This window comes from Bradyrhizobium sp. ERR14 (genome assembly GCF_014198235.1).
Taxonomy (GTDB): Bacteria; Pseudomonadota; Alphaproteobacteria; order Rhizobiales; family Xanthobacteraceae; genus Bradyrhizobium.
Window position 1 is genome coordinate 222,576 of sequence record NZ_JACIHD010000005.1, and the last position, 25,232, is coordinate 247,807.

At 65.0% G+C, this 25,232-nt stretch carries 26 protein-coding genes and 1 tRNA gene; 13 read left to right on the forward strand and 14 right to left on the reverse strand.

Features of this window, described 5'->3' with window-relative positions; genetic code table 11:
• Nucleotides 1–447 precede the first annotated feature (447 nt).
• Nucleotides 448–933, forward strand: a complete 486-nt coding sequence (gene irr / locus GGD62_RS17085) for a Fur family transcriptional regulator Irr (RefSeq protein WP_183709116.1) — start codon at nucleotides 448–450, stop codon at nucleotides 931–933.
• Nucleotides 934–954: 21 nt separating this feature from the next.
• Here the strand turns inward: irr and GGD62_RS17090 are convergent, their stop codons facing one another.
• A complete protein-coding gene (locus GGD62_RS17090; RefSeq protein WP_183709117.1) occupies nucleotides 955–2,502 on the reverse strand; it encodes a winged helix-turn-helix domain-containing tetratricopeptide repeat protein in 1,548 nt (515 codons plus the stop codon).
• A 133-nt stretch (nucleotides 2,503–2,635) separates the two neighbouring features.
• On the opposite strand from GGD62_RS17090, the gene mddA reads away from it, so the two are divergent.
• Both mddA and GGD62_RS17100 read left to right on the forward strand, forming a co-directional pair.
• A complete protein-coding gene (mddA, locus tag GGD62_RS17095; protein WP_183709118.1) occupies nucleotides 2,636–3,424 on the forward strand; it encodes a methanethiol S-methyltransferase in 789 nt (262 codons plus the stop codon).
• Nucleotides 3,425–3,640: 216 nt separating this feature from the next.
• A complete protein-coding gene (locus GGD62_RS17100) occupies nucleotides 3,641–4,063 on the forward strand; it encodes a GFA family protein (protein WP_018316309.1) in 423 nt (140 codons plus the stop codon).
• A 65-nt stretch (nucleotides 4,064–4,128) separates the two neighbouring features.
• Here the strand turns inward: GGD62_RS17100 and GGD62_RS17105 are convergent, their stop codons facing one another.
• Nucleotides 4,129–4,353, reverse strand: coding sequence for a hypothetical protein (locus tag GGD62_RS17105; RefSeq protein ID WP_026201645.1), 225 nt, complete (start codon nucleotides 4,351–4,353; stop codon nucleotides 4,129–4,131).
• Between the two features lie 237 nt (nucleotides 4,354–4,590).
• On the opposite strand from GGD62_RS17105, the gene GGD62_RS17110 reads away from it, so the two are divergent.
• A complete protein-coding gene (locus tag GGD62_RS17110; protein ID WP_018316308.1) occupies nucleotides 4,591–4,881 on the forward strand; it encodes a hypothetical protein in 291 nt (96 codons plus the stop codon).
• Nucleotides 4,882–5,016: 135 nt separating this feature from the next.
• On the opposite strand, the gene GGD62_RS17115 is transcribed toward GGD62_RS17110, so the two are convergent.
• The 6 genes from GGD62_RS17115 to GGD62_RS17140 all read right to left on the reverse strand — a co-directional run bounded on the left by GGD62_RS17115 (nucleotide 5,017) and on the right by GGD62_RS17140 (nucleotide 12,466).
• Nucleotides 5,017–6,963, reverse strand: coding sequence for an ATP-binding protein (locus GGD62_RS17115; protein ID WP_183709119.1), 1,947 nt, complete (start codon nucleotides 6,961–6,963; stop codon nucleotides 5,017–5,019).
• Nucleotides 6,960–7,643 (reverse strand): response regulator transcription factor, encoded by a 684-nt coding sequence (locus tag GGD62_RS17120; RefSeq protein ID WP_026201644.1) that lies wholly within the window; start codon nucleotides 7,641–7,643, stop codon nucleotides 6,960–6,962. Before GGD62_RS17120 ends, GGD62_RS17115 begins: the two co-directional genes overlap by 4 nt.
• Before the next feature lie 150 nt (nucleotides 7,644–7,793).
• A complete protein-coding gene (locus tag GGD62_RS17125) occupies nucleotides 7,794–10,556 on the reverse strand; it encodes a DUF2235 domain-containing protein (RefSeq protein ID WP_183709120.1) in 2,763 nt (920 codons plus the stop codon).
• Between the two features lie 257 nt (nucleotides 10,557–10,813).
• Nucleotides 10,814–11,041, reverse strand: coding sequence for a hypothetical protein (locus GGD62_RS17130; protein WP_018316304.1), 228 nt, complete (start codon nucleotides 11,039–11,041; stop codon nucleotides 10,814–10,816).
• 845 nt (nucleotides 11,042–11,886) lie between these two features.
• On the reverse strand, nucleotides 11,887–12,189 hold the full coding sequence (locus GGD62_RS17135) for a hypothetical protein (protein WP_183709121.1): 303 nt from the start codon (nucleotides 12,187–12,189) through the stop codon (nucleotides 11,887–11,889).
• Between the two features lie 192 nt (nucleotides 12,190–12,381).
• Nucleotides 12,382–12,466: transfer RNA gene (locus tag GGD62_RS17140), tRNA-Leu, on the reverse strand.
• Between the two features lie 155 nt (nucleotides 12,467–12,621).
• On the opposite strand from GGD62_RS17140, the gene GGD62_RS17145 reads away from it, so the two are divergent.
• Nucleotides 12,622–13,161, forward strand: a complete 540-nt coding sequence (locus GGD62_RS17145) for a disulfide bond formation protein B (RefSeq protein ID WP_183709122.1) — start codon at nucleotides 12,622–12,624, stop codon at nucleotides 13,159–13,161.
• A 149-nt stretch (nucleotides 13,162–13,310) separates the two neighbouring features.
• On the opposite strand, the gene GGD62_RS17150 is transcribed toward GGD62_RS17145, so the two are convergent.
• Nucleotides 13,311–14,396, reverse strand: a complete 1,086-nt coding sequence (locus tag GGD62_RS17150) for an AbrB family transcriptional regulator (RefSeq protein ID WP_018316301.1) — start codon at nucleotides 14,394–14,396, stop codon at nucleotides 13,311–13,313.
• Nucleotides 14,397–14,497: 101 nt separating this feature from the next.
• Complete coding sequence (locus GGD62_RS17155) at nucleotides 14,498–14,770, reverse strand: PsiF family protein (RefSeq protein WP_183709123.1); 273 nt, start codon at nucleotides 14,768–14,770, stop codon at nucleotides 14,498–14,500.
• Between the two features lie 205 nt (nucleotides 14,771–14,975).
• Between GGD62_RS17155 and GGD62_RS17160 the strand changes: the two genes are divergently transcribed.
• Complete coding sequence (locus GGD62_RS17160) at nucleotides 14,976–15,467, forward strand: hypothetical protein (RefSeq protein WP_179731924.1); 492 nt, start codon at nucleotides 14,976–14,978, stop codon at nucleotides 15,465–15,467.
• A gap of 128 nt (nucleotides 15,468–15,595) precedes the next feature.
• Here GGD62_RS17160 and GGD62_RS17165 read toward each other — a convergent pair whose 3' ends face one another.
• The gene (locus GGD62_RS17165; protein WP_183709124.1) at nucleotides 15,596–16,144 is read right to left on the reverse strand and encodes a TetR/AcrR family transcriptional regulator; all 549 of its coding nucleotides are present in this window, start codon (nucleotides 16,142–16,144) and stop codon (nucleotides 15,596–15,598) included.
• Nucleotides 16,145–16,248: 104 nt separating this feature from the next.
• Here GGD62_RS17165 and GGD62_RS17170 point away from each other — a divergent pair, with 104 nt between their 5' ends.
• From GGD62_RS17170 to GGD62_RS17180, 3 genes are all read left to right on the forward strand, one after another.
• Nucleotides 16,249–16,677, forward strand: coding sequence for a thioesterase family protein (locus GGD62_RS17170; RefSeq protein ID WP_183709345.1), 429 nt, complete (start codon nucleotides 16,249–16,251; stop codon nucleotides 16,675–16,677).
• A 3-nt stretch (nucleotides 16,678–16,680) separates the two neighbouring features.
• Complete coding sequence (locus GGD62_RS17175) at nucleotides 16,681–17,157, forward strand: PaaI family thioesterase (protein ID WP_183709125.1); 477 nt, start codon at nucleotides 16,681–16,683, stop codon at nucleotides 17,155–17,157.
• A 118-nt stretch (nucleotides 17,158–17,275) separates the two neighbouring features.
• Nucleotides 17,276–17,932, forward strand: a complete 657-nt coding sequence (locus GGD62_RS17180; protein ID WP_018316295.1) for a DsbA family protein — start codon at nucleotides 17,276–17,278, stop codon at nucleotides 17,930–17,932.
• Nucleotides 17,933–18,007: 75 nt separating this feature from the next.
• Here the strand turns inward: GGD62_RS17180 and GGD62_RS17185 are convergent, their stop codons facing one another.
• From GGD62_RS17185 to GGD62_RS17195, 3 genes are all read right to left on the reverse strand, one after another.
• Nucleotides 18,008–18,214, reverse strand: coding sequence for a hypothetical protein (locus GGD62_RS17185; protein WP_018316294.1), 207 nt, complete (start codon nucleotides 18,212–18,214; stop codon nucleotides 18,008–18,010).
• A gap of 83 nt (nucleotides 18,215–18,297) precedes the next feature.
• Nucleotides 18,298–19,368, reverse strand: coding sequence for a phospholipase (locus tag GGD62_RS17190; RefSeq protein WP_183709126.1), 1,071 nt, complete (start codon nucleotides 19,366–19,368; stop codon nucleotides 18,298–18,300).
• 22 nt (nucleotides 19,369–19,390) lie between these two features.
• Nucleotides 19,391–20,362, reverse strand: a complete 972-nt coding sequence (locus tag GGD62_RS17195) for a S1C family serine protease (protein WP_179731917.1) — start codon at nucleotides 20,360–20,362, stop codon at nucleotides 19,391–19,393.
• Between the two features lie 238 nt (nucleotides 20,363–20,600).
• Here GGD62_RS17195 and GGD62_RS17200 point away from each other — a divergent pair, with 238 nt between their 5' ends.
• The 4 genes from GGD62_RS17200 (at nucleotide 20,601) to GGD62_RS17215 (ending at nucleotide 25,214) form a co-directional block, all read left to right on the forward strand.
• Nucleotides 20,601–21,215: a hypothetical protein gene (locus tag GGD62_RS17200; protein WP_183236695.1), complete on the forward strand. Its 615-nt coding sequence runs from the start codon at nucleotides 20,601–20,603 to the stop codon at nucleotides 21,213–21,215.
• A complete protein-coding gene (locus GGD62_RS17205) occupies nucleotides 21,212–21,601 on the forward strand; it encodes a hypothetical protein (protein WP_179731913.1) in 390 nt (129 codons plus the stop codon). The genes GGD62_RS17200 and GGD62_RS17205 overlap by 4 nt, the downstream gene beginning before the upstream one ends.
• 142 nt (nucleotides 21,602–21,743) lie before the next feature.
• Entirely contained in the window at nucleotides 21,744–23,162 is a 1,419-nt protein-coding gene (locus GGD62_RS17210; RefSeq protein WP_183236694.1) for a M20 family metallopeptidase, read from the forward strand.
• Between the two features lie 261 nt (nucleotides 23,163–23,423).
• The gene (locus GGD62_RS17215; RefSeq protein WP_018316291.1) at nucleotides 23,424–25,214 is read left to right on the forward strand and encodes a peptide ABC transporter substrate-binding protein; all 1,791 of its coding nucleotides are present in this window, start codon (nucleotides 23,424–23,426) and stop codon (nucleotides 25,212–25,214) included.
• The last annotated feature ends 18 nt before the right edge of the window (nucleotides 25,215–25,232 follow it).

The following is a 25,232-nucleotide window of genomic DNA, read 5'->3' on the forward strand; positions in this document are numbered from 1 at the left end:
TCGCACGCCATGGCGCGCGAAACTACGGCCGCTCCATCCCAGTCCCCATCCGATATCGAGGCTCACACAGTCCCGTTCGGCGCCGCAAGATGAAAGTCGCGACAGTGCTCGCACAAAAAATGTACAGCGCGTCCTGTTTTCCGCATACCTTCGCGCACGGCGGATCGGCCCGCTCCGGGCGATCAAGCGGCCTTACTCCTGTCGAGAGTCCGCGAAGGCGTTGCACAAGCCTGCGCCTGCGACCAAAAGCATCAGGCCGTCATGATGCGCTGAGCCCGTCGCCGCCCAACGGGCCAGGAATAAACCGGACCGCCTTGCGATAGGTCAGAGGCGGCCCCGCTCCGGATTTGATCCGGATCAAAGCCAGGCCGCCGCTTTTGCGATCTAATAGCAACTGGCAGGACCCGGCGCTGTGCGTCCTGCTCCCCCTGAGCCGTGAGACGATCGATGGACATCCAGGCCACGAATTTCCCTGCGCGTGACGATAGCGATCCTGATGTCGCCGGCCTCGAGTTGCAGCCCGATGCAGGGGTGCAGCACTGTCTGCAATTGCTCAGCGATGCCGGCTTGCGCCCGACGCGCCAGCGCCTGGCGCTCGGCCAGTTGCTGTTCCTGCGCGGTCATCGTCATGTCACCGCAGAGGGCTTGTTCGAAGAGGCAATGGCGGCGAACGCCTATCTGTCGCTCGCGACCGTCTACAACACGCTGAACCAGTTCACCGAGGCGGGCCTCTTGCGCCGGATCGCCGCCGACGGCATCAAGTCGTTCTTCGACACCGACACCTCGGTGCATCCGCACTTCTATCTCGAGGGCGAGGATGTGCTGGTCGACGTTGCCGAAGGCCTCGCCTTCACCAGGATTCCGGAGGCGCTTCCCGGCCACGAGATCGCGCGGCTCGACGTCATCGTCCATTTGCGCCGCAAGCGCGCGTAGCGCCGGGGTAAGAGCAGCCGCCTAGCGCAGTCCCGCGCGCCGGAATCCTTCCAGATAGTGCTCGCGATCCCCGTCATTGGCCCACGGCAGTTGCGTCGCGATCCAGTGCAGCGAGATGTCGGGCTGGGTGCGGCGGAGCTCGCCCAGCGCCGTCTCCGCAAGCGTTCCGTCGCCGGTCATGCCGGCGGAGACCGCGAGCACGCGGTAGGCGCCGGTGAGATCGCCACGATGGCGGATCGCCTCGCGCGCCTGTGCGATGGCCTCGTCATAACGGCGTTCGGTGAAGCGCGCATAGCCGGCGATGCCGTGATAGATCGCCAGCGACGGATCGCGCGGTGACAGCCGGATCGCCCTTTGCGCGGCCTCGAACGAATCCTTGGGACGTCCGGCATAGGACAGCGCCAGCGCGTAATAGCCCTGCGCCAGCGAGAAGTTCGGATTGAGCGCGAGCGCCTGCTCGAACTCGGACAGCGCGTCCCCGAGCCTGCGTGTCGAGAAGCAGACGCTGCCGAGCGCGACATGCGCCCAGGCATCCTCATGGTCGCAGCGCACCGCGGCCAGCGCGGCGGCCTCCGCCACCGGCGCCACGGTGGCGAGCTCGGCCCAGCCGAGGTGCACGCCCAACATGTAATTCGCCGCCTGCACCGACAGCGCCTGACCGTAATTCGGATCGATCCCGATCGCGCGTTCCAGCAGCGTCCGTGCGGTCTCGTGATCGTGCCGGGTCACGCGCCAATAATGCGACAGCGCCCGCATCAGCAGATCCCATGCGTCCAGGCTCGCAGGTCCCTTGCGTTGGGCGCGAAAGCTCTCGGCCGCGTGAATCTGCGGTTCGATCGCCGCGGCGATCGCGTTGGTGATCTCGTCCTGGACGGCGAAGACGTCGACCAGCTCGCGGTCGTAGCGCTCGGCCCACAGATGGCTGCCTGACGTGGCATCGTTCAGCTGCGCGGTGATGCGCAGCCGATTGCCCGCCTTGCGCACGCTGCCTTCGACGACGTAGCGGACGCCGAGCTCCTCCGCGATCTGCCTGAGGTGGACTGCGCGCCCCTTGTAGGTGAAGGACGAGTTGCGGGCGATCACCATGAACCAGCGCTGCTTCGACAGCGCCGTGAGGATGTCCTCGCTGATCCCGTCGCCAAAATAGTCCTGCGCGGGATCGCCGCTCATGTTCTCGAAGGCGAGCACCGCGATCGCCGGGCGGTCCCCCACGCGCGAGGGGGCGGGCCTGGCTTCGGCCGGCACGATTGACGCTGCCACATCTTCCCGGACCTCGCCGACGAAACGAAAACCCTTGCGCGGAATGGTCTTGATCAGCCGCTGCGTCGCGCCGTCGTCGCCGAGCGCCTTGCGCGCGGCGTTGATCCGGCTGTTTAGCGCCGAATCCGAGATGATCCGGTCGCTCCAGATCTGGCTGATCAGGTCATCCTTGCTGACCACACGCGCGCGTTGCGCGACGAGATAGAGCAAGAGATCGAACACCTGCGGCTGCAACGGCACGGCTGCCCCGCCGCAGGTCAGTTCCCGCAGGTCGCCGTCGAGCACGTTGTTTTCAAAGCGAAATCGCACGTTTCTGTCGTCTCAAGCAAAAATCAAAGTCGTCTCAGGCGAAAATCAACCGGTCGCGAAAGTCTGGAGGCGTCCGATCCGGCATGGTGCGAAGACCAAACAGTGTCGATGCCTCGGCACAACGGAGCGTTCTATGACCCAACTTGATCACCAGGTTCATTCCATCAGCCCGGAGGTTGCGGGCTCACGCATTTTCAAGTTCATCGCCTTTCTGTACGGAATTGCGGCATATCTCGTGTTTTTCGTCACCATTCTCTACGCCATCGGCTTCGTCATGGGGCTGGTGGTGCCCAAGACCATCGATACCGGAACCGACACGCCGACGGCCGAAGCCGTCATCGTCGATCTCCTCCTGATGTCGCTGTTCGCCCTTCAGCACAGCGTGATGGCACGCAAGCAGTTCAAGGCGTGGTGGACGCAGTTCGTCCCCAAGCCCGTCGAGCGCTCGACCTATGTGCTGTTCGCGAGCCTGTCATTGCTGCTCCTGTTCTGGCAGTGGCGCCCGCTGCCTGAGATCGTATGGAATGTCGAGAACCCGGATCTCGCCGTGACGTTGGTCACGCTGTCCTTCGCTGGGTGGATCCTGGTGTTCACCAGCACCTACCTGATCAATCATTTCGAATTGTTCGGATTGCATCAGGTGACCAACCATCTGGTCGGCAAGGAGATGACGCCGCCGCGCTTCAGGACGCCGCTGCTCTACAATTTCGTCCGCCATCCGATCTATCTCGGTTTCATCATTGCGTTCTGGGCGGCGCCGACCATGACCGCGGGGCATCTGCTGTTTGCGGTCGTCACCACGCTCTACATCTTCGTCGGCATCGCGCTGGAGGAGCACGACCTCGTCGCTCTCTTCGGCGACGAGTACCGGCAGTACAAACAACGGGTGTCGATGCTTATTCCCTGGCGCCGGTCACTCTAGCCTCGTCGCGGCATCGCGCGCGTCCGCCGAACGGAGGACGCTTGGCCGCGCCGGCTGAGGTATGCGAGCATCTCACATACCCGTCCCCTCAACGTCCCCCGGGGTGATGTCCCCCTTCACCCCGACACCTCTCCCCGCATTCCCATCGGTCCCGACATATTGTGGACGAGGAGCGGGGAGAGGATTTCTTCCTCTTCATCAAACGGAGACGACCAAATGAAACATGTCGGAAATTGCTTCTGTGGCGCGGTCACGATCGAGGTCACGGGCGCACCGGAGGCGATGGGCTATTGCCATTGCCGCTCCTGCCGCTCCTGGTCGGGCGGTCCGGTCAACGCCTTCAGCCTGTGGAAGCCCGAGGCCGTGCGCGTCACCGAAGGCGCCCAGAATGTCGAGACGTTTGCCAAGACGCCGCTCAGCCAGCGCCAATATTGCAAGAAGTGCGGCGGCCATCTCATGACCAATCATCCGCCGCTCGGACTGGTCGACGTCTTCACCGCAACCATCCCGACGCTCGCCTTCGCGCCCGGCGTTCACGTCAACTATGCCGAGACCGTGCTGCCGATGCGCGACGGCCTGCCCAAGCTGAAGGATTTTCCGGCCGAGTTCGGCGGCAGCGGCGAGATGATGCAGGAGTAGCGGCGCCGGGTGTTGAGAGGGCGGCAGCACGCCGCTCCTCTCTTCTTCGCGAGAGCGTTGGCAGATCAGCCGCCGCGCGATTCGACGACCTTGCGGCAGCTGTCCGAGAGTTTCGACTTGTTCTCGCGCAGGCAGGCATTCATCTGAGGGGGCTTGCCGATATGCTCAGCGCAGAATTTGCTGGCATCGCCACGGCAGGCCATTTGCTCCTGGACCGATGGACCGGATTGTGCAGCAGCGGGCACGGCGGAAGCGGCGAGCAGCAGCGCGGCAACAGCTGAAATCTTCATAAAGCACCTCTTTGGAATCGACGTTGGTCCCGACCGGGATCAATCGGGCCGGACCATCTCGCGAAGGCCGTGCACGGGTCCATGCCATGTTCATGGCGTCGGCCCGGTGTCCGGCCGCAGCAACCCCCATCTTCATGGCATGTATCCGCGCGCCGTCTTTTGTCATTCAGGCTGCACCTCGGCTGCGAAACCCGGTGATTGCATCGGGACGCCGAACGGGAAGCAGGAGAGCAAAGGATGTCGAAGAGAGCTGGAGCGCTGAGTGCGGGGCTGACGGTCATGGCGCTGGCGGGCGCGGCGATGGTGTCGCTGGGCACGAGCCCGGCACAGGCGGTGGTCTATTGCAAGACGGTCGGCGTGCCCAAGGGCTGCGTGGTGCGGCCGACGGCGGCGGTGGTGGTCGCGCCGGGAGCGCCGGTCGCAAGGGCCGCGGTCGCAACGCCCGGCGTCGGCGCGCCCGGGGTCGGCGTGCGCGCGGGAACGCCGATGAATCGCGGCGGCCCGGTCAATCGCGTCGGCGTGCGCTGATATTTCCATTCGATTGAATTGATTGCATCGCCTCGGGCCCAGGGCGCCCTGCGGACGAACCCCCGTCCTCCGCCGGCAAATCACCCGGCCCGTTCCCTCTCTCCGCGCGTCCCACACGTTCGGAGAGGGGGCTTTTCAGCCCGCAGCCGCGTCGCTGTCGGGAAAACGCTGCGGCAATTGCAGCCGCACCCGCGTGCCGGAAGCATCGGAACTCAGGTCTAGCACGGCGCCGCAGCGCGCGGCGCGGCTTCTCATGTTGCGCAAGCCGCGCGCGGTCTGGCCGGTGCGCCCGGCTTCGCCATTGCCGGCCAGTGCAAAGCCATGGCCGTCGTCGGTCACACTGATCAGGCCGTACGGCCCCTCGCTCGCATCGAGCGTCTCGATGGTGACCGCGATGCGGTGTGCCTGTGCGTGCTTGACCGCATTGGTCACGGCCTCGTCGAGGATGCGCACGATCTGGATGACGTGCCATGGCCTGAGTTCAGGGTGCAGCGGCAGGCCCTGCGGGGTCGCCACGCGCCAGTCGAGCGTAATGTCGTGCGGCCGCAATTGCGCGCTCGCGCGCTCGCGCCAGGAGCCGAGCGCGAGCATCAGGTCGCCGCCGATGTCGTCCATGGAATCGATGACGAGACGCAGATCCTTCAGCGCGGCACGGGCAGCGTCGGTGATGGTCGCGCCCTCATGGCCGCGCTCGGAGAGCGCGACGATGCTGACGAGCTGGCCGCCGAGGCCGTCGTGCAGGTCACGCATCAGCCGCGTGCGCTCATTGGCGAGCGCGGCGGCGCGCGCGCGCTCCTCTTCGCGGACGAAGCTCGCCTTCAGCCGCTCCTCGGCCTCGCGCACGCGCGTCACCAGCTGGCCGGCGAAGCTGTCGACCTGGTTCAAGGCGCGAGCGAAGCGCCAGGTCAACCCGGCCCCGATCGCGACCAGCATCGCCGAATAGGACAAGCGCGAGACGAAGATGCGTTCGTTGGCGACGATCTCGAACACCGTGAGCATGTCCTGGACCCAGCAGACCAGCACGATGGTGACGGCGCAGCCGATCGTGAAGCTTGCCGCGTCCTGCCGCCGGACGACCGCGGTCGCGGTCACGCAGGCCATCAGAAACAGGCAAATCCCGACGGTGGGGATGCCGAGCACCAGAAAGAGGATGCGCGGCAGCGGCGGGCCCCCGATCAGCCCGACCACGAACACGACGAGGCCCGGCACGAACAGCAGCATGCCGTAGCGCGGCCAGCGCCAGCCGAAGAACAGCACGCCGAACATGACGACCAACGCGCTCTCGATCGGCGCGGACGCCAGCAGCACCGCGGCAAGCCGCGACGTGGCGGCCGGAGGAACCGGCGGCGGTACGTACGCCTGCACCACGCCGAGCACCATCGCAGCCGCCAGCACGCCGTAGACCGGCTCGCGGCGCCGCATCAGCCACATGATCGCGAGGATGACGGCGAGGATCGACTGCCAGGCCGAAAACACCACGGGGAGGGTGACGAACAGCAGCGTGCGCGTCTCATAGGCTGGCCGCAAGGCGGCATCCGGCCCGACATAGACAGTGTCGAGAAAACCCTTCAACGGCCCCCACACGAACAGGCGCACCGTGATCTCGTTGGCGCCCTCGCGCAGCAGTGAGGCGGGTATCGCTGCGATCTGCGGCGTGTTGCGGTCGGGCCGGTTGGCATTGGCGTCGCGCCGGGAATCGAGCACGACGACGCCGTCGACGGCGACCTCCACCGCGTTGCTGAAGCGCGGCAGATAGACCGACCATCCCGATGCCGCTTCGCCGCGCCGGAACGTGAAGCTGCCGGTGTAGAGCGGTGGGTCGTCCAGGGAATAGCGCGACGCCGTGAAATGCGGGAGGTTCACGGGCAGCGTCGCGCCGTCCTGCCGCAGCGAAAACCCGTTCAGCGCAAAATCGTCGGGGTCGCTCGGCTGCAGCAGCCGCAGCCCGAGAATGGTGGCGATCACGATCAGGGCCTGCAGCAGCAGATAGGGCACGAGGCGCGAGGCGATCAGCCGGCGCCGCGGCCGCGTAGGCGCCTTCGTAGCTGCCTTGATAGATGCTTTGGCCGCGATCTCGCTCACAGCTTGATCAGGCCCTGCTGCACCGCCTCGAAGACCGCTTCGCTGCGCGTGTGCACCTCGAGCTTGCGATAGATGTTCTTGATATGGCCGGGCACGGTCTGCTTGGACAGGCCGAGATGGCTGGCGATCTCGGCATAGCTGAAGCCTTTTGCGATGCCCCAGAGAATGTCGATCTCGCGCGGTGTCAGCCTCGCCGTGTTGAGCGCCGGGCCGGGCGGCGGCTCCGCCGAATTTGGCGCGGCACCTTGGGTTCTGCGCACGATGAAGCGCGCGATGGAGGCCGAGATCGGCGAATGGCCGGCGACCAGATCGCGCACCGTGGTGGCGATGTCGGTGGGAAAGGCGTCCTTGAGCAGATAGCCGGTGGCTCCGACCGTGATCGCCGAGATCACGCTTTCCTCGTCCCCGAGGGCCGAGATCACCATGATCTCGGTGTCGGGGAAGCGCTGCCTCATCTCGCGGATCAGCTCGATGCCGTGGCCGTCGGGCAGGCGCAGATCGGTCAGCAGCACGCGGGGCGCGCCGCCGGCAAGCGCGGAACGGGCTTCGCCGAGCGTGCCGGCGCTGCGCACCTCGTAGCCGGCCTTGACCAGCGCATCCTGCAGCCGCCAGCAGGTCGGCGCGTCGTCCTCGACGAGGAGGATGGTGATGGCTTCACCCGTCTCGCCCTGTTCGGTCATGATCATGGTCCCGCGACCCGCGTGTCCCCCGCGGCGCAAGGGCAAGTTTAACCACCGGACGCAGGCAGCGACACCCATAATCATGGGGGCGGGAATGCCCCGTGTCCAAGTCGCGGCGCGGAGCGCTCCGAGGCGGGGGCCCGCTGGGTCTCAGTTGCTCGCCAGCGGTAATGACGGCTTGTCCGGCGGCATCGGTGGGGCCGGCAGGCGCTGGACCTTGATCTTCGCAGTGCCGCTATTGTTTCGGTAGAACAGATCGTGCGGTCCCTGGATCGCATCGAGCCAGGACGGGACCCACGACTCCGGAAGCAGCCGCGGGAATATCTGGACGGCGTCATTGACGTAGAAGAACAGCTCGCCGGACTCGGGCGCCACGAATTCGGCGACGACGCGGCCGGTCAACAGCTGCTTGGTCCAGACCTGGCCTGCCTCGGCGAGCGTGGCCGGCGGAATCGGTTCGAATTTGCCGAGTCCGTCGAGCCTGCCCTTGAATTCGGCCGTGTCGTCGAGCCGCACGGGGTACCTGTTGCGGCTCCTGCTGATGTCGTCCTCCGCGGGCAGGGTGGGCTTCATGCGGCGGGGAAATTCGTCGGCCGGCATCACATTGACTGCCTTGAGCGGCAGGTCGTTGATGCCTTTGCTGCCGACGCGCACCACGGGCTGGAACCAGTCCGCGGCGAACAGACGACGCTCCGGCAGCGCCACGTAGTGGTGCGGCTCGTAGGTCGCAAATCCGTTCACGCCGCTCATGATGGTACGGTCGAACCATGGCTCTTTGATCTCGAGAAAGACACGGTATTTGCGGCCCTTCTCGACGGCGAGCCCGCTCCACCAGCAAAAGTCCCTGATGTCGAACAACGCGCGCGCGTCGAGCGGCTCGTCCGTCACCGGCGCGCCGGTCTGGAACGCGGCAGAGCCCTTGGCCGCAGGCGGCGAGCAGACCGATCCGAAGGCGAGACGTGCGGTGAACAGGCTGCTCGACACGATTAGCGCGGCCGAGCCGAAGATCGCGATCAGGAAGACCGCAGGCACCAGTCCCCTGGTGATGACGTGCTGCGCCGGGCTGGCGTTCAGGCGCATCCAGTGTCCGAGCCGCATCAACGGCCCCGGCTTGTCGATGTGCTCCATGCTCGCCCTGCGGCGCGACGTGTTCCAGGCAAGACGTGCCCGCTCCTCGATGTCGTCACGCAACGTTCCGTTCTTGTGCCAGATCCACCAGGTGACGATCACCACGATCGAGGTCAGGAAGGGATAGTAGGTCGCGATGTTGAGCCAGGGGGCCGCATAGGACGGCAGCACGTCTCGCAGCAGATTGGTCAGCGGCGCCACCATCGCGCCCATCACCCAGTCGATATTGGTGATGAAAGACAGTGTGCCGGTGCCCTCCAGGGCGCGGTCTTCGGACCACTGCACCAGCGCGTGCGCGATCCACGGCCAGGCGGCGATCACGCCGGCCATGAACAAAAGCGAGAAATAGGCGACGCGCCGCCACCACACGGTGTCGCGCGTGAGGCTCGACATGGTGGCGTCGGGCGTGCTCATCGTGGTGAAGGCCCTGGCCTCCTCGGTACGACGCGGTCCCGTCGCCTTTTGCAGATAGGCGGCCTTCATGACCTCGCGCGCATGCTGCTCGTCGAGATTCTTGGTCTCTCCCTCAGAACGCAGCGGCAACCTCGTTCCGTCCGGCAGCAGCACCAGGCAGTTCGCCGGAAGCATGATAGGCGCGTAATCATCGCAGCCGAGCAGCATGCGCTCGATGACGGCGAAGTGCACGACCGGCAGCCCGCCATTCACGTCGCCGCCGAGGATCGGACGCGGCCCGTAGCGGTACAGCACCGCTGCGCCGCTGCGTGAATCATGCCGCGGCCCGAGCGCCGATTGATATTCCCTGAAATGCTCGATCTCGCCGTCCTGGAAGCGCAACCGGTCGCCGAGCTGCTCGACCATCCAGACTAGCGGCACGAAGGACAGCGTGGATTCAGGATAGCCGCCGCCGATATCGGAATGGACGCCCGTGAACCACACTTCCTTGACGATCTGCCCTTCCGCCAGATGGCTCTGGTCGATCCGCAGCGGATGGAAGGTGGTGCGTTCGTCGTCGAGCGCGAGCGCGTGACAGGCGTGCCTGACCTTGTGCGACAGCCGGTGATTGCGGAACGAGATCGGCCAGATCGCCCAGTCGATGGCGAGACGGAGCTCCTCGACCGGCACGCCGAAGGCCTCGACGGTGTCGAACAGGCCGAGGAATGCGATCTCGACCTCGCTGCGCCCGTTCATTTTGCTCCGCACCTCGGCATAGCTACGGTGCCCGCAAAGCCAGTGATAGACGAACAGCAGGAAGTCGCGGATCCAGCGCGTGACCCAGATCGTCGGCAAGCTCTTGGTCCAGGGCACGGTCTCGCGCCGATACTCGCGCCAGGCGGCTTTGACGTTGCGCCCCATCTCCGCGTGCGACACCGGCGTGTCGTCGATCTCCGCCGGCACCAGGCCCTGGCTCGCGATCAGCGCCGCCAGCGTGCGCGCGGTGAAGGCGCCGCGGCTGAAGCCGAAGATGTAGATCTCGTCGCCGGGTCGCCAATTCCAGCACAGGAAGCGATAGAGCTTGCGGACGTTGCCGGGGACGCCGATGCCGGTGGCGCCGTCGAGCGCGGCAAGCGGTGCCCAGCCGGCGGTGCCGACACCCTTGATGTAATGCGAGATCTGGTCCGGCTGGGTATGGTCCAAGGCCTCATACAGACGCCAGACGCTGGATTCCTGCTTGGTGAACGCATTGCCGGTGCCGTCGGCGAACAGCACCAGCTTGCGTCTTGGCAGGGCCGCGCCCGCGCCCCCGCCGGCATTCCCATCCCTGTCGCTGGGCGCGCGTTCCGGCCTCGGAGAATCGGCGTTCCCCCCGACATCATGATGCGTCATGGGCCCCTCCGGCAAATTCGACAAGGAAAGCGTCAGGCCAAACCGGGCATCATTTCCCGGAATCAATCAGTGGTTGAAATCTCTGACTCATGAAAATACAGGTGCATTCTGCGCACAGTCGCGTTCAGGTAGCAAGCGGGATCGTGCGGCGTCGCCGTGTCGGGTCGTCGCTGGCTGGCAGCGGCGATCCGGCAGGGCTGTTTCCAGCGGTCGTTGTCTCCGTGGCGACAGACTTGTGCTGGGATGGGCTGACGCCGTTACGAAAGATCCACCCGCGGCGGCGGATACCGGCGCGCCAGCATCGACAGCGACAGATCGCGCTCGTCCGCCGGCAGCTCCAGATAGGCCAGCACCAGCGGCCGCTTCCAGTCGCCGACGCCGAAATCCATCGCCATCCATTTCTGCGGCTCGGGGCCTTCGAGGCCCCGGACCCAGACGAAATAGCGGGGGAGGTCGTCGGCGTCCGTCCTGCGTGTCCTGGCCATCAAACTGTCCGCTGCATCACATCGGTTGCCACAGGATATAGGGATTGGCGCGGCGAAGTCGAAGGGCCTCAAGACGCGTAATCTCTCCTCCTCGTCATTGCGAGGAGCTCTTGCGACGAAGCAATCCAGACTGTTTCCGCTGATGCATTCCGGGATTGCTTCGCTGCGCTCGCAATGACGATGCGGATTCACATGGGAGAAACGAAGCTATTGAGCTGCAGGAGATGATTCTCGGCCGGAACAAGGTCTGTCTGGACACTCGCCGCTTGGTCATACAAGATTCTGGTTGACCGAAATTCGGAAATATCGTATGTGTCGCTCATCCCGGCCCAAGGATAAGGGGCGTTTCGCGATCGTCACGATGCGCGGGCCGGGTCGCGGTGGACGTGGAGTGCATCGGCGCGCCAGCAATCGCAGGGCGGGTTTGGCCTGTGAGCGGTTGAGCAGCGCGCACACGACCGGTGCGGTCCGCGTACGGCAAAAGCGTGTCGTCCTGACGCCCGGGGTCTGTGCGTCAAGCGGCCCGACCGGGCACGCGCGCCAGTCATCCGCAAGGCGACGGGGGCAATAGTGCATCGCTCCCCGGGGAGAGCGCGCCATAAGCCGTAAAACCATTGCGCAGGGAAAGGCCGGGATGTCCTGGGCTGCCCTGTATGCCGCTGTGCATTTGTCTTCGCAATTTGCGCGCAGCGGACCGCGGGTGCCAGCCGGCGCCCGGCCTTCCCTGCGCCCTTTCCAAGGAAGGGGCGTCAAGAGAAGCTCAAGACTCGGGCGTCATGCGTCGCGAGGCCGAAGAGGCGTGTCCTGTTACCTAGAAATTGAAGTGGGCACGCTGGTCCTGACGATCACCGCCACAACTCGCAGGTCGCCACGCGGTTGATGTCGGCGAGCCGGCGAGCGGCATTTCCGTGCAGATCGAGGCTTTCGACCAGCGTCAGCAGGCGCCGATAGGCGTCCTCGGCAATGTCGACCGGCAGCGGGGCCTCGTCAAAGGCCTCGACATAGCTGCCGACGACATCGCTGAGCAGGCGGCACAGGCCGCGCTGGGCGGGATCGTCCCGGCCGAGCGTCTCGAGCTTCTGCTGAAATGTCCGGAAGGTGCGCAGGCCGTGGTGCTGCTCTGAAAGCCACGCGTGCAGGTCGTTCATATGAGCTCCTTCGAGTTACGGAAGAAGCTACCGGTTTATACAGTGGAGATGAGGGGATGGCTAGGGAGGGGGGAGAGCGAGTGTGTTGAGCCAGTCCGCCTTCGCCAAGGCTTCGGCGCGACAGCCTTCGCCGCTTCGCATGGATATGGCTGCGCCCGGCTTGCCGAGCCGTAGCTGCGAAGCAGCGAAGGCTGGTGCCCCTGGCCGGAATCGAACCAGCACTCCTTGCGGAACTCGATTTTGAGTCGAGCGCGTCTACCAGTTCCGCCACAGGGGCCCTCGGTCGGCCCTTGCAGGGAGCGTCGCGAAGCCGGCGGACTATAGCCATGGACAAAGCGGGGTCAACCCGCGCCAAAGTGATGTCAGCCGTTCTCGACAGCCGCATGGAGCGGGTCTAGAGGCTTAGGAGCGACCTACCGGAAAGAGGCTGCCGTGACGACCCAGAGTGCCGCCATACCTGCGTTCAAGCCGGCTGCGAGCGGCGCTGCGCTGACGGCCTCGCTGCTCGTCACGCTGATTGCCGCGGCGACCATCGCGGGCGCCTGGTTCTTCCAGCTCGTGCTGGAGATCCTGCCCTGTCCGCTCTGCCTGGAGCAGCGCTACGCCTATTATCTCGCGATTCCGCTCGGTGCGCTCACGGCGCTGGCGGCGCGGAGCGGCGCGCCGCGGCCGCTGCTGCTGGCGGGGCTGGCGATCCTCGCGCTGGCAACGCTCGCCAATACCGGTCTCGGCACCTACCATTCCGGTGTCGAATGGGGTTTCTGGAAAGGGCCGACCGATTGCTCCGGTCCCGTCGTCAATCTCGGCAATGCCGGCGATCTGTTCTCAAAGCTCGACACCGTGAAGGTGGTGCGTTGCGACGAGGTGCAGTGGCGCTTCCTCGGCCTCTCGCTCGCCGGCTACAACGTGCTGATCTCGCTGCTCATGGCCGCGATTGCCGCGTGGGGATTTGCGAAGACGGCGAGAGGCTAGGTCAGCTGCCGTAGGGTGGGCAAAGGCGCGCCCTTCGCGCGCCGTGCCCACCATCTCGTAGTGATAAGGTCGAAAGAGAACGTGGGCACGGCGCTATGCGCCTTTGCTCGCCCTACGAGAGCGGAGTTCGCGAGGCGCACCGCGCGCCGTCAATCATCCACATCGTCCTGCGTGCGTCCGAACAGATGCACGATGCCCGGTGTTGCGATCGTCACGAACACGAAACGCGACAAATGGTGGGCCCCGACGAAGATCGGGTCGATGTGCAGCGTCAGCGCTAAGGCCAGCATGGCATCCATCGCGCCCGGTGCGAAGGCGACCACGGCGTCGGAGAATCTGACCTGAGTGGTCAGCGCCACGATGCCGACGAAGATGGCGGAGACGGCGATTGCGACCGTGAACGAGCCCAGCGCCGCGTTGAGGTGGCCGGCCAGTGTCTTGATCCGCATCCGCGCGAAACGGCTGCCGATCAGCGCGCCGATGCCGACCAGTGCCACGCCGCGCACCCAGTCCGGCAAGCCGCCCTCGACCCAGCCGGCGCCATGCAGCACGCTGGAGGCGATCATGGCGCCGAACATCCAGCTCGCCGGAAACCTGATCAGGCGCAGGACCAGCGCCATGGCCAGCGAGGCCGCGACCAGCTCGACGAGATCGAGCGGCGAAGCGATCGTCGTCGCCAGCGACGGCGCGGCCGAGGGGGCGACGCCTGCAAACGCGAGCACCATCGGCAGGGCCGCGGTGAGGATGATGACGCGCATGGTCTGCACCACCGCGATGCCCGGCAGGTCGGCGCCGCGCTCGACCGCCAGGATCGTGATCTGCGACAACGCGCCGGGGCTGCCGGCCAGGAAGGCCGAGGTGCGGTCCCAGCCATGGATGCGCTGGAGGTAATAGCTCGAGCCGAAGGTCGAGCAGAAGGTCGCGAGAGCAAGCAGCCCGATGGTGAGGGGATATGCGCCGACCTGCTGAAGCAGATGGCGCGAGACCACCGAGCCCAGCGAAATGCCGAGCAGCACCAGCACGGTCTGGGTCAGGAGCGGCGGCAGCGCGAGCTGGCGCCCGGCGATCGCGGCGATCCCGACCGCGATCATCGAGCCGGAGATCAGCCCGCCGGGAAGGCCGGCGAGGAGAAACACAAGGCCGCCGGCGGTGCCGATGACGAGCGTCTCCGCCGTGCTCAAGATCTTGGCACGGCTCGGCCATTCAAACGACAGGGAGGCGGCGATTTGCTTCACGCCACCTTATCGCAAATCAGCGAGAGGCGCACAATTGCAGGCTCGTCATGCCGCAATGCGCGCGCCTCTCGCGAGAAGCTCGCCGAAGATCGTGTCGGAGGCTACTTCTTGTCCGCAGCCGGCGCGGCGGTGCCCGCCTTGGCGGTCTTGATGCATTCGGAGCGGAATTTCTTGCGCTCCTTGCCGTGCAGGCCCTTGGCGTCGGCCTGCTTGGAGCATTCGAGCGACTCCGCCGAGCGCTCCTTCGGGGCTTTCTTGTCGGCCGTGGCGGCAGGTTCGGTCTTGGCAGTCGGCGCGGCGGTCTGCGCGAAGGCAGTGCCGCCGGCGAGCAGGGAGGCGAGGGCGACGGCGGCGAGGCGAGAGGCGAGGGTCATGGTGTTGCACTCATCTTGCGAGAATTGCGAAGGGCTGCGAACGTCGGCTCGCATTGCTGAACGCGACATGAATAATCTGAACGGCGCCGTTACTATATTTTGGCGGCCGGGAGCCATCGCTTCCTTGTCGCAAATGGCCGGCACGCTAGGATAGCAATTCTTGTTTCACTTCCCCTCGGGGGAAGACCAAGGAGGAGACCTAAGGATGACCATTCAATCAAAAATGCTGTGCGCGATTGCGTTGTCGGGATTTGCTGCGCTCTCGGTATCGGCGCCGGCGCAGGCGCTGACGTCGCAGGAGTGCAGCGCCAAATACCAGGCGGCCAAGAAGGACGGCTCGCTCGGCACCATGAAGTGGAATGACTTCCGCAAGGCCCAGTGCGGTGCGGATGCAACGCCGGCCGCCGCCGCGCCGGCTGCTCCTGCACCGACCGCGGCTGCGCCCGCCGAGCCGAAGCAGGCCAAGAAGGAGGCGGCCCCCGCCGCCGCGCCGACCCTGCCGGCGGGACCTGCGATCTATCCGAACGCGATCGATCCGAAATATGCCAAGGAGACCCCGGGCAAGGGGCGCCTGCACACCTGCGTCGACCAGTACAACGCCAACAAGACCACCAACGGCAACGGCGGCATGAAGTGGATCCAGAAGGGCGGCGGCTACTACAGCGAATGCAACAAGAAGCTGAAGGGCGCTGCCTGAGCTTCGAATCGATACGAAGGCCGGAGCACCGCTCCGGCCTTTTCACTTGATTTTGAGTTGGAGCATTATCTTTCGGAAAACCGCTGCACACTTTGCGCTCACGCGGCCCTTCGGGTCCGGATCATGCTCTAGGCGAGCAGCTTCTCGGCCGATTTCGCCACCAGTTGCGATCGCTTGCGCGGGCCGCGCTCGACGAACAACAGGCTCTGGCCGAAGATGAAGCAGTAGAACAGGAAGGCCTGCGCCTCGGCCTCCTCGGGTGCAAGCCCGGTCGCGCGATAGAGCTCGGCCACGTGCTTGAGCCGCGCTGCGTCCACGCTCGCCACGGCGGCCGCGGCGCGCTCGTCGGAGCGGGCCCATTGCCGGATCGCGAGCTCGATCGCCATGGCTTCCGGATTGAGCCGCTCGGAGTAGAGCTGGATCACCGCCTTCAGCCGTTCGCGGGGCTGTTGGCCATCGAGGCGCGTCTGCTGCGCGATCGACGCGGCCCGGCCCTCGCGCCAGCGCTGCAGCATGGCGTCGAGCAGCGCGGCGCGGTCGGCGAAGCGGCGGTAGAAGCCGCCCTTGGTGACGCCGAGATTCTTGGCAAGCACCTCGACCCTGACACCCTCGACCCCCGAGCGGGCGAGCTCGGCAAACCCCGCCTCGACCCAGACATCGCCCTTGCCGTCGCTCATGAATGAAGCCTCTCGAACTCTTGATACGGTGCCGTATTGCTAACGCGTCTCGTGGCTGATACGCTACCGTATCAATCAATAAACAACGAGGGCGGAAAATGGCGATGGAGCAGGAGGCGACCTATCGCGGCACGGTCTATCCGTGGCAATGCGACCATGTCGGCCACATGAACATCATGTGGTATGTCGGCAAATTCGACGAAGCCAACTGGAATCTATTCGCCCGCCTCGGCCTCACGCCGAGCTATTTGCGCTCCTCCGGCCGCGGCATGGCCGCCGTGCAGCAGAACATCGCCTACAGGCGCGAGCTGCTCGCCGGCGACATCGTCGAGATCCGTAGCCATCTGCTCGAGGTGCGTGACAAGTCGATCCGCTTCCGGCACGACATGACGAATGCCGAGACCGGCGAGATCGCGGCGATTTGCGAGATCACCGGCGTGCACATGGATCGGAGCCAGCGCAAATCGGCGCCGTTCACGGATGCCGTCCGCGAGATCGCTCTTCGGCATCTCGCCGAGCCGGCCGAGGCCTGAGCCATGGCTGCGTTCGAGCCGAAGAACCCGGGCTATCGCGCGGCTGCGATCGCCATGTTCGACGGCCAGCCGGCGACGCACACGCTCGGCATCGTGATCGTCCGCCTTGCACCGGGCGAGGCCGAGCTGGCGATGCTGCATTCCGCGGCCTTCACTCAGCAGAACGGGTTTGTCCATGCCGGCATCATCACCGCCGGGCTGGACAACGCCTGCGGCGTTGCCGCCTTCACCCTGATGCCGCGCGAGGCTGATATCCTTACCGTCGAGTTCAAGACCACGCTGCTGGCTCCGGCTAAAGGCGAGCGCTTCGTCTTCAAGGCCGAGGTCGTCAAGCCCGGCCGCACGCTGACGTTCTGCGAGGCCAGGGCGTTTGCCGAGCACGAGGGCAAGACCACGCTGATCGCAACGATGACCGGCACGTTGATGGCGATGCTGCCGCGCATTGCAGCGCCGCCCGCGGCGAGTGCGTCCGGCGCATAGCCTGGCGGTCACGCTGCTGGTGCGATGACATCGCCGTCGCGACACTCTATCTATATGACGAGTAACAATTCCCGGTCCCGACCGTATTCAGGGAAATGGGACCGAAACGGGACGAGATATGGCTGGATTTGGGACTAAGGGCCTTGCGCCGACGCGGCGCGCGGCGTTGACGTTGATCGGGGCGGGCGCCCTCGCACTGACGGGCGCCTCGGCGCGCGCGGCGACCGACGACAACGAGGTGCTGACCGAAGCCAAGGTGCTGCGCGATCCCGACACGCCCGTCGCCGGCAATCCCAACGGTAACGTCACCATCGTCGAATGGTCCGACTACAATTGCCCCTATTGCCGCAAGCTCGAGCCCGAGCTGCGCCAGGTCGTCCAGGACGACGGCAAGGTGCGGCTGGTGATGAAGGATTGGCCGATCCTCGGGCCGGTCTCCGTCACCGCGGCGCGGACCGCTCTTGCGGCAAAATTTCAGGACAAATACCATCAGGCCCATGATGCCTTGATGGGCGTCAGCTCGCGCCTGACCGAGCCGCGCATCAACGAGCTGCTTGCCGCCGCTGGCCTCGACATGGATCGCCTGAAGCGCGATCTCGCCGGCCATGGCAGCGATATCGACGCCCTGCTCAAGCGCAACAACGAGCAGGCCGAAGCCTTCGGTTTCAGCGGCACCCCGTCTTTCATCGTCGGCAAGTACCGCGTCCCCGGCGTGCTCAGCATGACCGAGTTCGAGCAGGTCATCGCCGATGCGCGCAAGGCCAAGATGAACTGAGGCGCATCGGTCGGTAGCCAACGCAAAGGCGCCGCCGCGGAGCTCGCGACGGCGCCTCGTTCATGATGGGCGTTGTTACTTCGACGAGATCCGGACCCAGTCCTTGTGCGCGCGGTCGCGCAGCGCATCCCAATCCGCCTTCGCGACATCCCAGTTCACGATGGTGCGATTGGTGGTCGCGACCTCGCCATTGGCGACGGACGAGGTCTGCATGGAGTCATAGACATACACGCCGCCGGCAAGCAGCAGCGCGCCAAGGATCATTCCGAAAAAAGTCTGCATTTGCGAACCTCCGGTGGGCCAGCAATAACGTCGGCCCGGAGCGATGGTTCCGCGGCAGTGCGGCGCGGATAAGGACGGGTTGTTCACCTCGCGTTCAGCCACTGCACCAGCTCCGCGTTGATCTCGCGCGGATAGGTGTGGCTGAGGTCGTCGATCTCGCGATAGGTGACATCAGCGCCGGCCGCTGCGAGCGCGGCCTGGGTCTGGCGCGCGGTCTGCACCGGAAACATCCAGTCGAGCTTGCCGTGGGTGATGAAGATGGGCAGCCCCTGCAGGCGCGCGGCGTCGGCCATCTCCGCCATCAGCGGATGGAAGGTTGCCGAGACCGGCGCCAGATGGGTGAAAGGCGAGGCGCCGTCGAGGCCGCTGACGTAACTGAAGGTGCCGCCGTCGCTCATGCCGGTCAGCAGCATGCGCGAGGCGTCAATGCTCCAGCGGCTGCGCACGGTTTCGAGGATACGCATGAGGTTAGGCGTATCGGCATCATCGCCCATCAGCGCCCAGGTCGGACCGGTCGCGGTTGGCGCCACCAGAATCGTGCCAAGGCTGCGGGCGTCGCGCAACCAGCTCCACAGGAAACCGCGTCCGTTGCCGCTGCCGCCATGCAGCGCCATCACCAGCGGCATGGCGCGCTCGGGCGTATAGTCCTCGGGCACATAGACCGAGAAGCCGCCGCGGCTGCCGGGTTCGTTGTGATCGTGGAAGATGCCGGTATTTTCGCTCGCGCCGACGTCGAGCCGCGACAACAGATCCGCATTTTCGCGATTGGCGGTGTTGAGGAAGAAGCTGCTTACGGGAGGAAATTGCATCGCCAGGGGATAAAGCGCCTCCTGCGCGCGCGGCACGTGGCGCAGCGCGCGGAAGACAGCGACGAGATCGCCATTGCCGCGCTCGACCTCGCGGATCCCGGCAAAGGCGGCGAGCGTCTCGCCGCAGGCGCGATCGAACCGCTCGCGGAGGCCCGCGAACTGCTCCGGCCACTCTCCAATAGCCGCGTGTGCCGTTTGCAGCGCCTCATCCGGTGCGCCGATCGCGTTCATCACGGTAGCGAACGCCGGCGGATGCAGATGGCGTTGGAAGAAGCCGAGCGCTTCCAGCGCATTGAGCAGCGGCGGCAGCACGGCCACGATGTCGTCGATCACGGCCTCGCTCATCGCGGCTTCCTTCAGCGTGGGATCAATGCAGCTTCGGTGCCTTCAAGAGCTTGAAGCGATCGGTGGAGGTCACCGTGACGTCGAAGGTGACGCCTTGGTGGTACACGGTCAGCGGCACGTCGACGCCGGCGGTGCCGAGCGCCCACATCTTCTTGTAGAAGGCGGTCTGGCTCGTGACCTTGTCCCCGTTCACGGCGAGGATGATGTCGTCGGTCTTGAGCTCGGCGCGCGCGGCAGGGCCGTTGGGGGAGATCCCGATTACGACCAAGCGGTTGTCGATCTCGGTCGAGTAGAGCCCGAGCCAGGGGCGCGCCGGCTTGTTGACGCGACCGAACTTGCGCAGATCGTCCAGGATCGGCTTCAAGAGGTCGATCGGCACGACCATGTTGACATGCTCGGCCTTGCCGTCGCGCTCGCGCTCCAGCTGAAGCGAGCCGATGCCGATCAGCTCGCCGCGCTCGTTGAGCAGCGCCGTGCCGCCCCAGTTCGGATGCGCGGGATAGGTGAAGACGGCTTCGTCCAGCAGATATTCCCAATAGCCGGCGAACTCCTGCTTGGCCACGATCTGGCTGGCGACCGAGCGCGTGCGGCCGCCGGCGCCGCCGACCACGACGCGGTCGCCGATCCCGGCTTCCGCCGAACTGCCGAGCGGCAACGGTTCGACGTCGAGCTCACCGAGGGCTTGCACCAGGCCGAAGCCGGTTTCGGAATCGAAACCGAGCGCATGGCCTTCGACCACCCGCCCATCGCCGAGGTGCAGCCACACCGATTCCGCCTCGGTGATGAGATAGCCGATGGTGAGCACCAGTCCGTGATCGATCACGACGCCGTTGCCGGCGCGTTCGGTGCCCAGCGTCTCGGCGCTGAAGGCGTCCGGCGGGACGATGGCGTGCAGGCCAACGACGGATGCGAGCGCGCGGTCGAGATCGAAACCGTAGTCGCCCGCACGCGGCTGATTGGCCGGCGGCACTCTCCATTCGGTCAAAGCGGGCATGGAGTTCTCCTGGTCTTTCCTTGGCGCTTTGACATACCTCTCGCGCACGAGAAGCGCCGCGCTAAATCAAAGACAATCTATGCCGCAAACGCCCCTCTTTAAAGACCGCCATGCCTGGGTCGGTCGGGAAATGCAGAAATTCTGGACCGATCGTGCCTTGTGGGTCCCGGTGTCCGCGCGAAAAGACGTTGTCGACCCAGAGTGGCAAGCGTATCGTTCGCGGTCTGTGGAACAAGCCATGAGCGATGACAAGAATTTCGATCGGCTAACTTTGGAAAATGCACTGGCCGAGCTGGGCCGCAGGGCCTTCGCTGCAGGCCGCACCGTCGAAATCGTCGTCTACGGCGGATCGGCCCTCCTGCTGACCTTGAATCGGCAGATCAACACCGGTGACGTCGATGCGGTGTTTGAAGGAAACAAGGATTTCATCAAGCGGCTTGCGGCCGAGATGGCGGAGGAGTTCGGCTGGGACGAAAACTGGTTGAACGACGGTGTGAAGGGGTGGTTGAGCAAGAGAGACGCGGATCCTGACGTAAAGGCTCTATTCAAGACCTACCCCACCGAGGATCAGCCGGGCCTCCGCGTCTATACCGCCAGACCGGAATACTTGTTTGCCATGAAGTGCCGGGCGATGCGTGTCGGCGGTGTCGAAACGAATTCGGACATTGACGACATCAAGCTCCTCGCCCGCGCGATAGGCATCAAGAACAGCCAGGATGCACTCACGTTGGTCGAAAAATTCTATCCGCAGAATGCGCTTCAACCCAAGACCCGATTGGGTCTCGAGGAGATTTTCTCAAATCTCGAGACTGGGCCCGAAGATGACCACACGCCTCCGTCGAGCCAACCATGAGCCTGTTCGGCAAGAAGCCCGCAACGCTGGGTGACGTCGTTCGCCGCGTACAAGCTGGCGAGCAGAAGTTCGACCCGTCGCTCCGCGAATTTCTCGATTGGTTCTACATGAACCCGAACGCACGCCAGCAGGCCATCGAAGAACGACCCGCTTCCATCGACGCTGTGCACGACGCCTATACGGCGGCCGTGGCAGAGCACCTTGCGCGCGTTTACGGATTACAAATACCGGAATGGACCGAGGTTCACGGTAATGGGCTTCGCGAGCCCTTCTTCGCAGGCGGTCTACAATCTCTGAAGGGGGTGCTGGTTGCCGAGAGTCCGACGGCCTTCCGGCGACGCCTCCTGTTCGTAAGCAAAGACGCGCTCTCGAGGCCGAGAATGTAGCGCCGTAGGGGCGGTCGCCTTGGGCCGCGCTGTGAGACCCTGTCGGGCCGCATGGCTGGTGTCCCTGCCGCTGCTAGGCGGCCCCTCCCTAAGCTGCTAACCATTGCCGCTTCGTTTGACCAAGGGATCACGGACCGAAGCAATGGACAACCGCAGCGACATCTGGCGTGGCGTCGACACGATCAAGGGGCGTTTCATCGACCTCAGCGACAAGGTCTGGGGCATGCCCGAGGTGTGCTACACCGAGGCGCGGTCCGCCGCCGAGCATCTCGCCGAGCTGCGTCATCAGGGTTTCCGCATCACCGAGAACGTCGCCGGCATTCCGACGGCGGTGATGGGCGAGTGGGGCGAGGGCGGTCCGGTCATCGCATTCATGGGCGAATATGACGCCCTTCCCGGTCTCAGCCAGGAAGCGGGTGTCGCCGAGCATCGTCCGATCGAAGCCGGTGGGCACGGCCATGGCTGTGGTCACAATCTACTGGGTTCCGCCGCGCTGCTCGCCGCGACCGCGGTGAAGGACTGGCTTGCCGAAAACAAGGTGCCTGGTCGCGTGCGCTATTATGGCTGCCCCGCTGAAGAAGGCGGCGCAGCAAAGGCGTTCATGGTGCGATCCGGCGCGTTCGAGGACGCCGACATCGCCATCACCTGGCATCCGCACAGCTTCTGGGAGGTCGCGGTGACGCCGTCGCTCGCCAACACGCGCGCGGATTTCATCTTCACCGGTCGCACCTCGCATGCCGCGGCCTCGCCGCATCTCGGCCGCTCCGCGCTCGATGCGGTGGAGTTGATGAATGTCGGCGTGAACTACATGCGCGAGCACATGCCGAGCGATGCGCGGGTGCATTACGCGCTGCTCGACACCGGCGGCATTGCGCCGAACGTGGTGCAGGCCCATGCGCGGGTGCGCTATTCGATCCGCGCCCGTGACCTTCCCGGCATGAACGAGCTGGTCGGACGTGTGAGCAAGATCGCCGAGGGCGCGGCGCTGATGACCGAGACCAAGGTCGAGATGAAGATCATCTCCGCGGTCTCCAACATCCTGCCGAACACGCCGCTGGAGCAGGCGCTGCACCGGGTCATGGAAGAGCTCGGACCGCCGCATTTCGACGATGCCGACAAGGGCTTTGCCAGCCAGATCCGCGCGACCTTGAGCGACAAGGATATCGCGTCGGTCTATTACGCGATCGGCATGGAGCAGACCGATCGGCCGCTGGCCGACTTCCTGGTGCCGCTCGATGCCAAGCGCAACCCGCTGGTCGGCTCGACCGACGTCGGCGACGTCAGCTGGGTGGTGCCGACCGTGCAGGTTCACGCCCCCACGGTTGCAATCGGCACGCCGTTCCACACCTGGCAGGTGGTGGCGCAGGGCAAGAGCCCGCATGCCCACAAGGCCATGGTGCAGGCCGCCAAGGCGATGGCCGGTCTCGGCATCAAGGCGCTGACAGATCCGGAACTGATCAAGGCGGCCAAGGCCGACTTGAAGAAGCGAACGGCCAAGACGCCGTATGTCTGTCCGCTGCCGGATCACGTCGAGCCGCCGCTCGACATGTCCGTCGCGTAGAATTTCGCCTCCACACTTCGTCTGATCCTGCGAACAAATTTTCCGCAGTGCAGCGTGCAATCCAGCATGTTTTGATGCTGGATTGCCGAACGGATGGGCTGCAGAACACAGTTTTGCCCAACAGACAGCCAGAAGACCGTTTGCATACACACGGTCCCAGTTGACGCGCCCCCCATTCGGTGTGCCATCTACTGCCAGCTAATTGGGCGGCCGCCTCTGACGGCCGTCTTCATCACGATGGGAACCAGACGGGGGACAACCATGCTGGATAAAGAACTGCGTTCGATGATCGGCCAGGTGAAGGACGGACGGATGGATCGCCGCGCCTTCATCACGCGCATGGCCGCGGTCGGTCTCACTGCCCCGCTGGCCAACCAGATCCTCGCGCTCGGCGGCGTCGCCATGGCCGAGGGCGCCTCGACCTACAAGCCGACCAAGCGTGGCGGCGGTGGTGCGCTGAAGCTGCTGTGGTGGCAGGGCCCGACCTTGCTCAATCCGCATTTCGCCACCGGCACCAAGGACCAGGACGGTGCGCGCTTGTTCTACGAGCCGCTGGCCTGTTGGGATCCCGACGGCAACATGAAGCTGGTTCTCGCCGCCGAAATTCCCTCGATCCAGAACGGCGGCCTGGCCGCCGACGGCAAGTCGGTGACCTGGAAGCTCAAGCCCGGCGTTAAATGGCATGACGGCGCGCCGTTCACGGCCGACGACGTCGTGTTCAACTGGGAATACGCCAAGGATCCCGCGACCTCCGCGCTGACGATCGCGACGCTCCGCGACATCACGGTGGAGAAAGTGGATGACCTCACGGTCCGCATCCTCTTCAACAAGCCGACGCCGTTCTGGGCCGACGCCTTCGTCGGGGCGCCCAACACCATTATCCCGAAACATCTGTTCAAGGACTATATGGGGTCCAAATCGCGGGAGGCGCCGACCAACCTCTCGCCGGTCGGTACCGGCCCCTACAAGTTCGTCGAGTTCAAGCCGGGCGACCTCGTCCGCGGCGTGCTCAACCCCGATTATCACATGCCGAACCGCCCCTATTTCGACTCGGTCGAGATGAAGGGCGGCGGCGACGCCGTCTCGGCCGCGCGCGCGGTGATCCAGACCGGCGAATACGATTTCGGCTGGAACATCCAGGTCGAGGACGACGTGCTGTTGCGCCTGGAGAAGGGCGGCAAGGGCAAGACCGTCTATGCGGTCGGTGGCGACACCGAGTTCATCGCGCTGAACTTCACCGATCCCAACACCGAGGTCGATGGCGAACGCTCCTCGATCAAGACCAAGCACCCGCTGTTCTCGGATCCGGCGGTGCGCAAGGCGCTCTCGCTGCTGATCGATCGCGAGTCGGTCAAGAAGGCGATCTATGGTCGCGCCGGCCGCACCACGGCCAACTTCCTCAACGGTCCCGAAAAATTCGTCTCCAAGAACACCTCGTGGGAGTTCAGCATCGAGAAGGCCTCGAAGATCCTCGACGAGGCCGGCTGGAAGCCTGGCGCCGACGGTATCCGCGAGAAGGACGGCAAGAAGCTGAAGCTGCTCTACCAGACCTCGATCAACGGTCCGCGCCAGAAGACCCAGGCAATCGTCAAGCAGGCCTGCCAGAAGGCGGGCATCGACGTCGAGCTGAAGTCGGTCGTCGCCTCCGTGTTCTTCTCGTCCGACGTCGGCAATCCCGATACCTATTCCAAGTTCTACGCCGACATGGAGATGTTCCAGATCCCGCTGAGCCAGCCCGATCCGTCGCAGCACATGCGTCGCTACCTCTCGACCCTCGTCGCCACCAAGGAGAACAAGTGGCAGGGCACCAACTTCCCGCGCTGGGTCAACAAGGAGTACGACGCAACCATCCAGGCTGCGGACGGCGAGATGGATCCGGTCAAGCGCGCTGCGCTCTACATCAAGGCCAACGACCTGATGTACCAGGACACCGTGTTCATCCCGGTGCAGCATCGCCTCAAGGTCGAGGCAGCGGCCAACAATCTGCGCCCGGTCGTGTCCGGCTGGGCCAACGAAACCGACAATCTGTTCGACTGGTACCGCGAGGAATGATCCCCCAACTCTAGACGG

Coding starts and splice junctions, on each gene's coding strand:
- GGD62_RS17155 (WP_183709123.1), bottom strand. CDS start 14,770: ATGACCCTCGCCTCTCGCCTCGCCGCCGTCGCCCTCGCCTCCCTGCTC.
- GGD62_RS17185 (WP_018316294.1), bottom strand. CDS start 18,214: ATGCAGACTTTTTTCGGAATGATCCTTGGCGCGCTGCTGCTTGCCGGC.
- GGD62_RS17180 (WP_018316295.1), top strand. CDS start 17,276: ATGGCTGGATTTGGGACTAAGGGCCTTGCGCCGACGCGGCGCGCGGCG.
- irr (WP_183709116.1), top strand. CDS start 448: ATGGACATCCAGGCCACGAATTTCCCTGCGCGTGACGATAGCGATCCT.
- GGD62_RS17190 (WP_183709126.1), bottom strand. CDS start 19,368: ATGAGCGAGGCCGTGATCGACGACATCGTGGCCGTGCTGCCGCCGCTG.
- GGD62_RS17205 (WP_179731913.1), top strand. CDS start 21,212: ATGAGCCTGTTCGGCAAGAAGCCCGCAACGCTGGGTGACGTCGTTCGC.
- GGD62_RS17170 (WP_183709345.1), top strand. CDS start 16,249: ATGGAGCAGGAGGCGACCTATCGCGGCACGGTCTATCCGTGGCAATGC.
- GGD62_RS17195 (WP_179731917.1), bottom strand. CDS start 20,362: ATGCCCGCTTTGACCGAATGGAGAGTGCCGCCGGCCAATCAGCCGCGT.
- GGD62_RS17105 (WP_026201645.1), bottom strand. CDS start 4,353: ATGAAGATTTCAGCTGTTGCCGCGCTGCTGCTCGCCGCTTCCGCCGTG.
- GGD62_RS17125 (WP_183709120.1), bottom strand. CDS start 10,556: ATGACGCATCATGATGTCGGGGGGAACGCCGATTCTCCGAGGCCGGAA.
- GGD62_RS17135 (WP_183709121.1), bottom strand. CDS start 12,189: ATGAACGACCTGCACGCGTGGCTTTCAGAGCAGCACCACGGCCTGCGC.
- GGD62_RS17120 (WP_026201644.1), bottom strand. CDS start 7,643: ATGACCGAACAGGGCGAGACGGGTGAAGCCATCACCATCCTCCTCGTC.
- GGD62_RS17160 (WP_179731924.1), top strand. CDS start 14,976: ATGACCATTCAATCAAAAATGCTGTGCGCGATTGCGTTGTCGGGATTT.
- GGD62_RS17215 (WP_018316291.1), top strand. CDS start 23,424: ATGCTGGATAAAGAACTGCGTTCGATGATCGGCCAGGTGAAGGACGGA.
- GGD62_RS17165 (WP_183709124.1), bottom strand. CDS start 16,144: ATGAGCGACGGCAAGGGCGATGTCTGGGTCGAGGCGGGGTTTGCCGAG.
- GGD62_RS17175 (WP_183709125.1), top strand. CDS start 16,681: ATGGCTGCGTTCGAGCCGAAGAACCCGGGCTATCGCGCGGCTGCGATC.
- mddA (WP_183709118.1), top strand. CDS start 2,636: ATGACCCAACTTGATCACCAGGTTCATTCCATCAGCCCGGAGGTTGCG.
- GGD62_RS17100 (WP_018316309.1), top strand. CDS start 3,641: ATGAAACATGTCGGAAATTGCTTCTGTGGCGCGGTCACGATCGAGGTC.
- GGD62_RS17210 (WP_183236694.1), top strand. CDS start 21,744: ATGGACAACCGCAGCGACATCTGGCGTGGCGTCGACACGATCAAGGGG.
- GGD62_RS17110 (WP_018316308.1), top strand. CDS start 4,591: ATGTCGAAGAGAGCTGGAGCGCTGAGTGCGGGGCTGACGGTCATGGCG.
- GGD62_RS17200 (WP_183236695.1), top strand. CDS start 20,601: ATGAGCGATGACAAGAATTTCGATCGGCTAACTTTGGAAAATGCACTG.
- GGD62_RS17130 (WP_018316304.1), bottom strand. CDS start 11,041: ATGGCCAGGACACGCAGGACGGACGCCGACGACCTCCCCCGCTATTTC.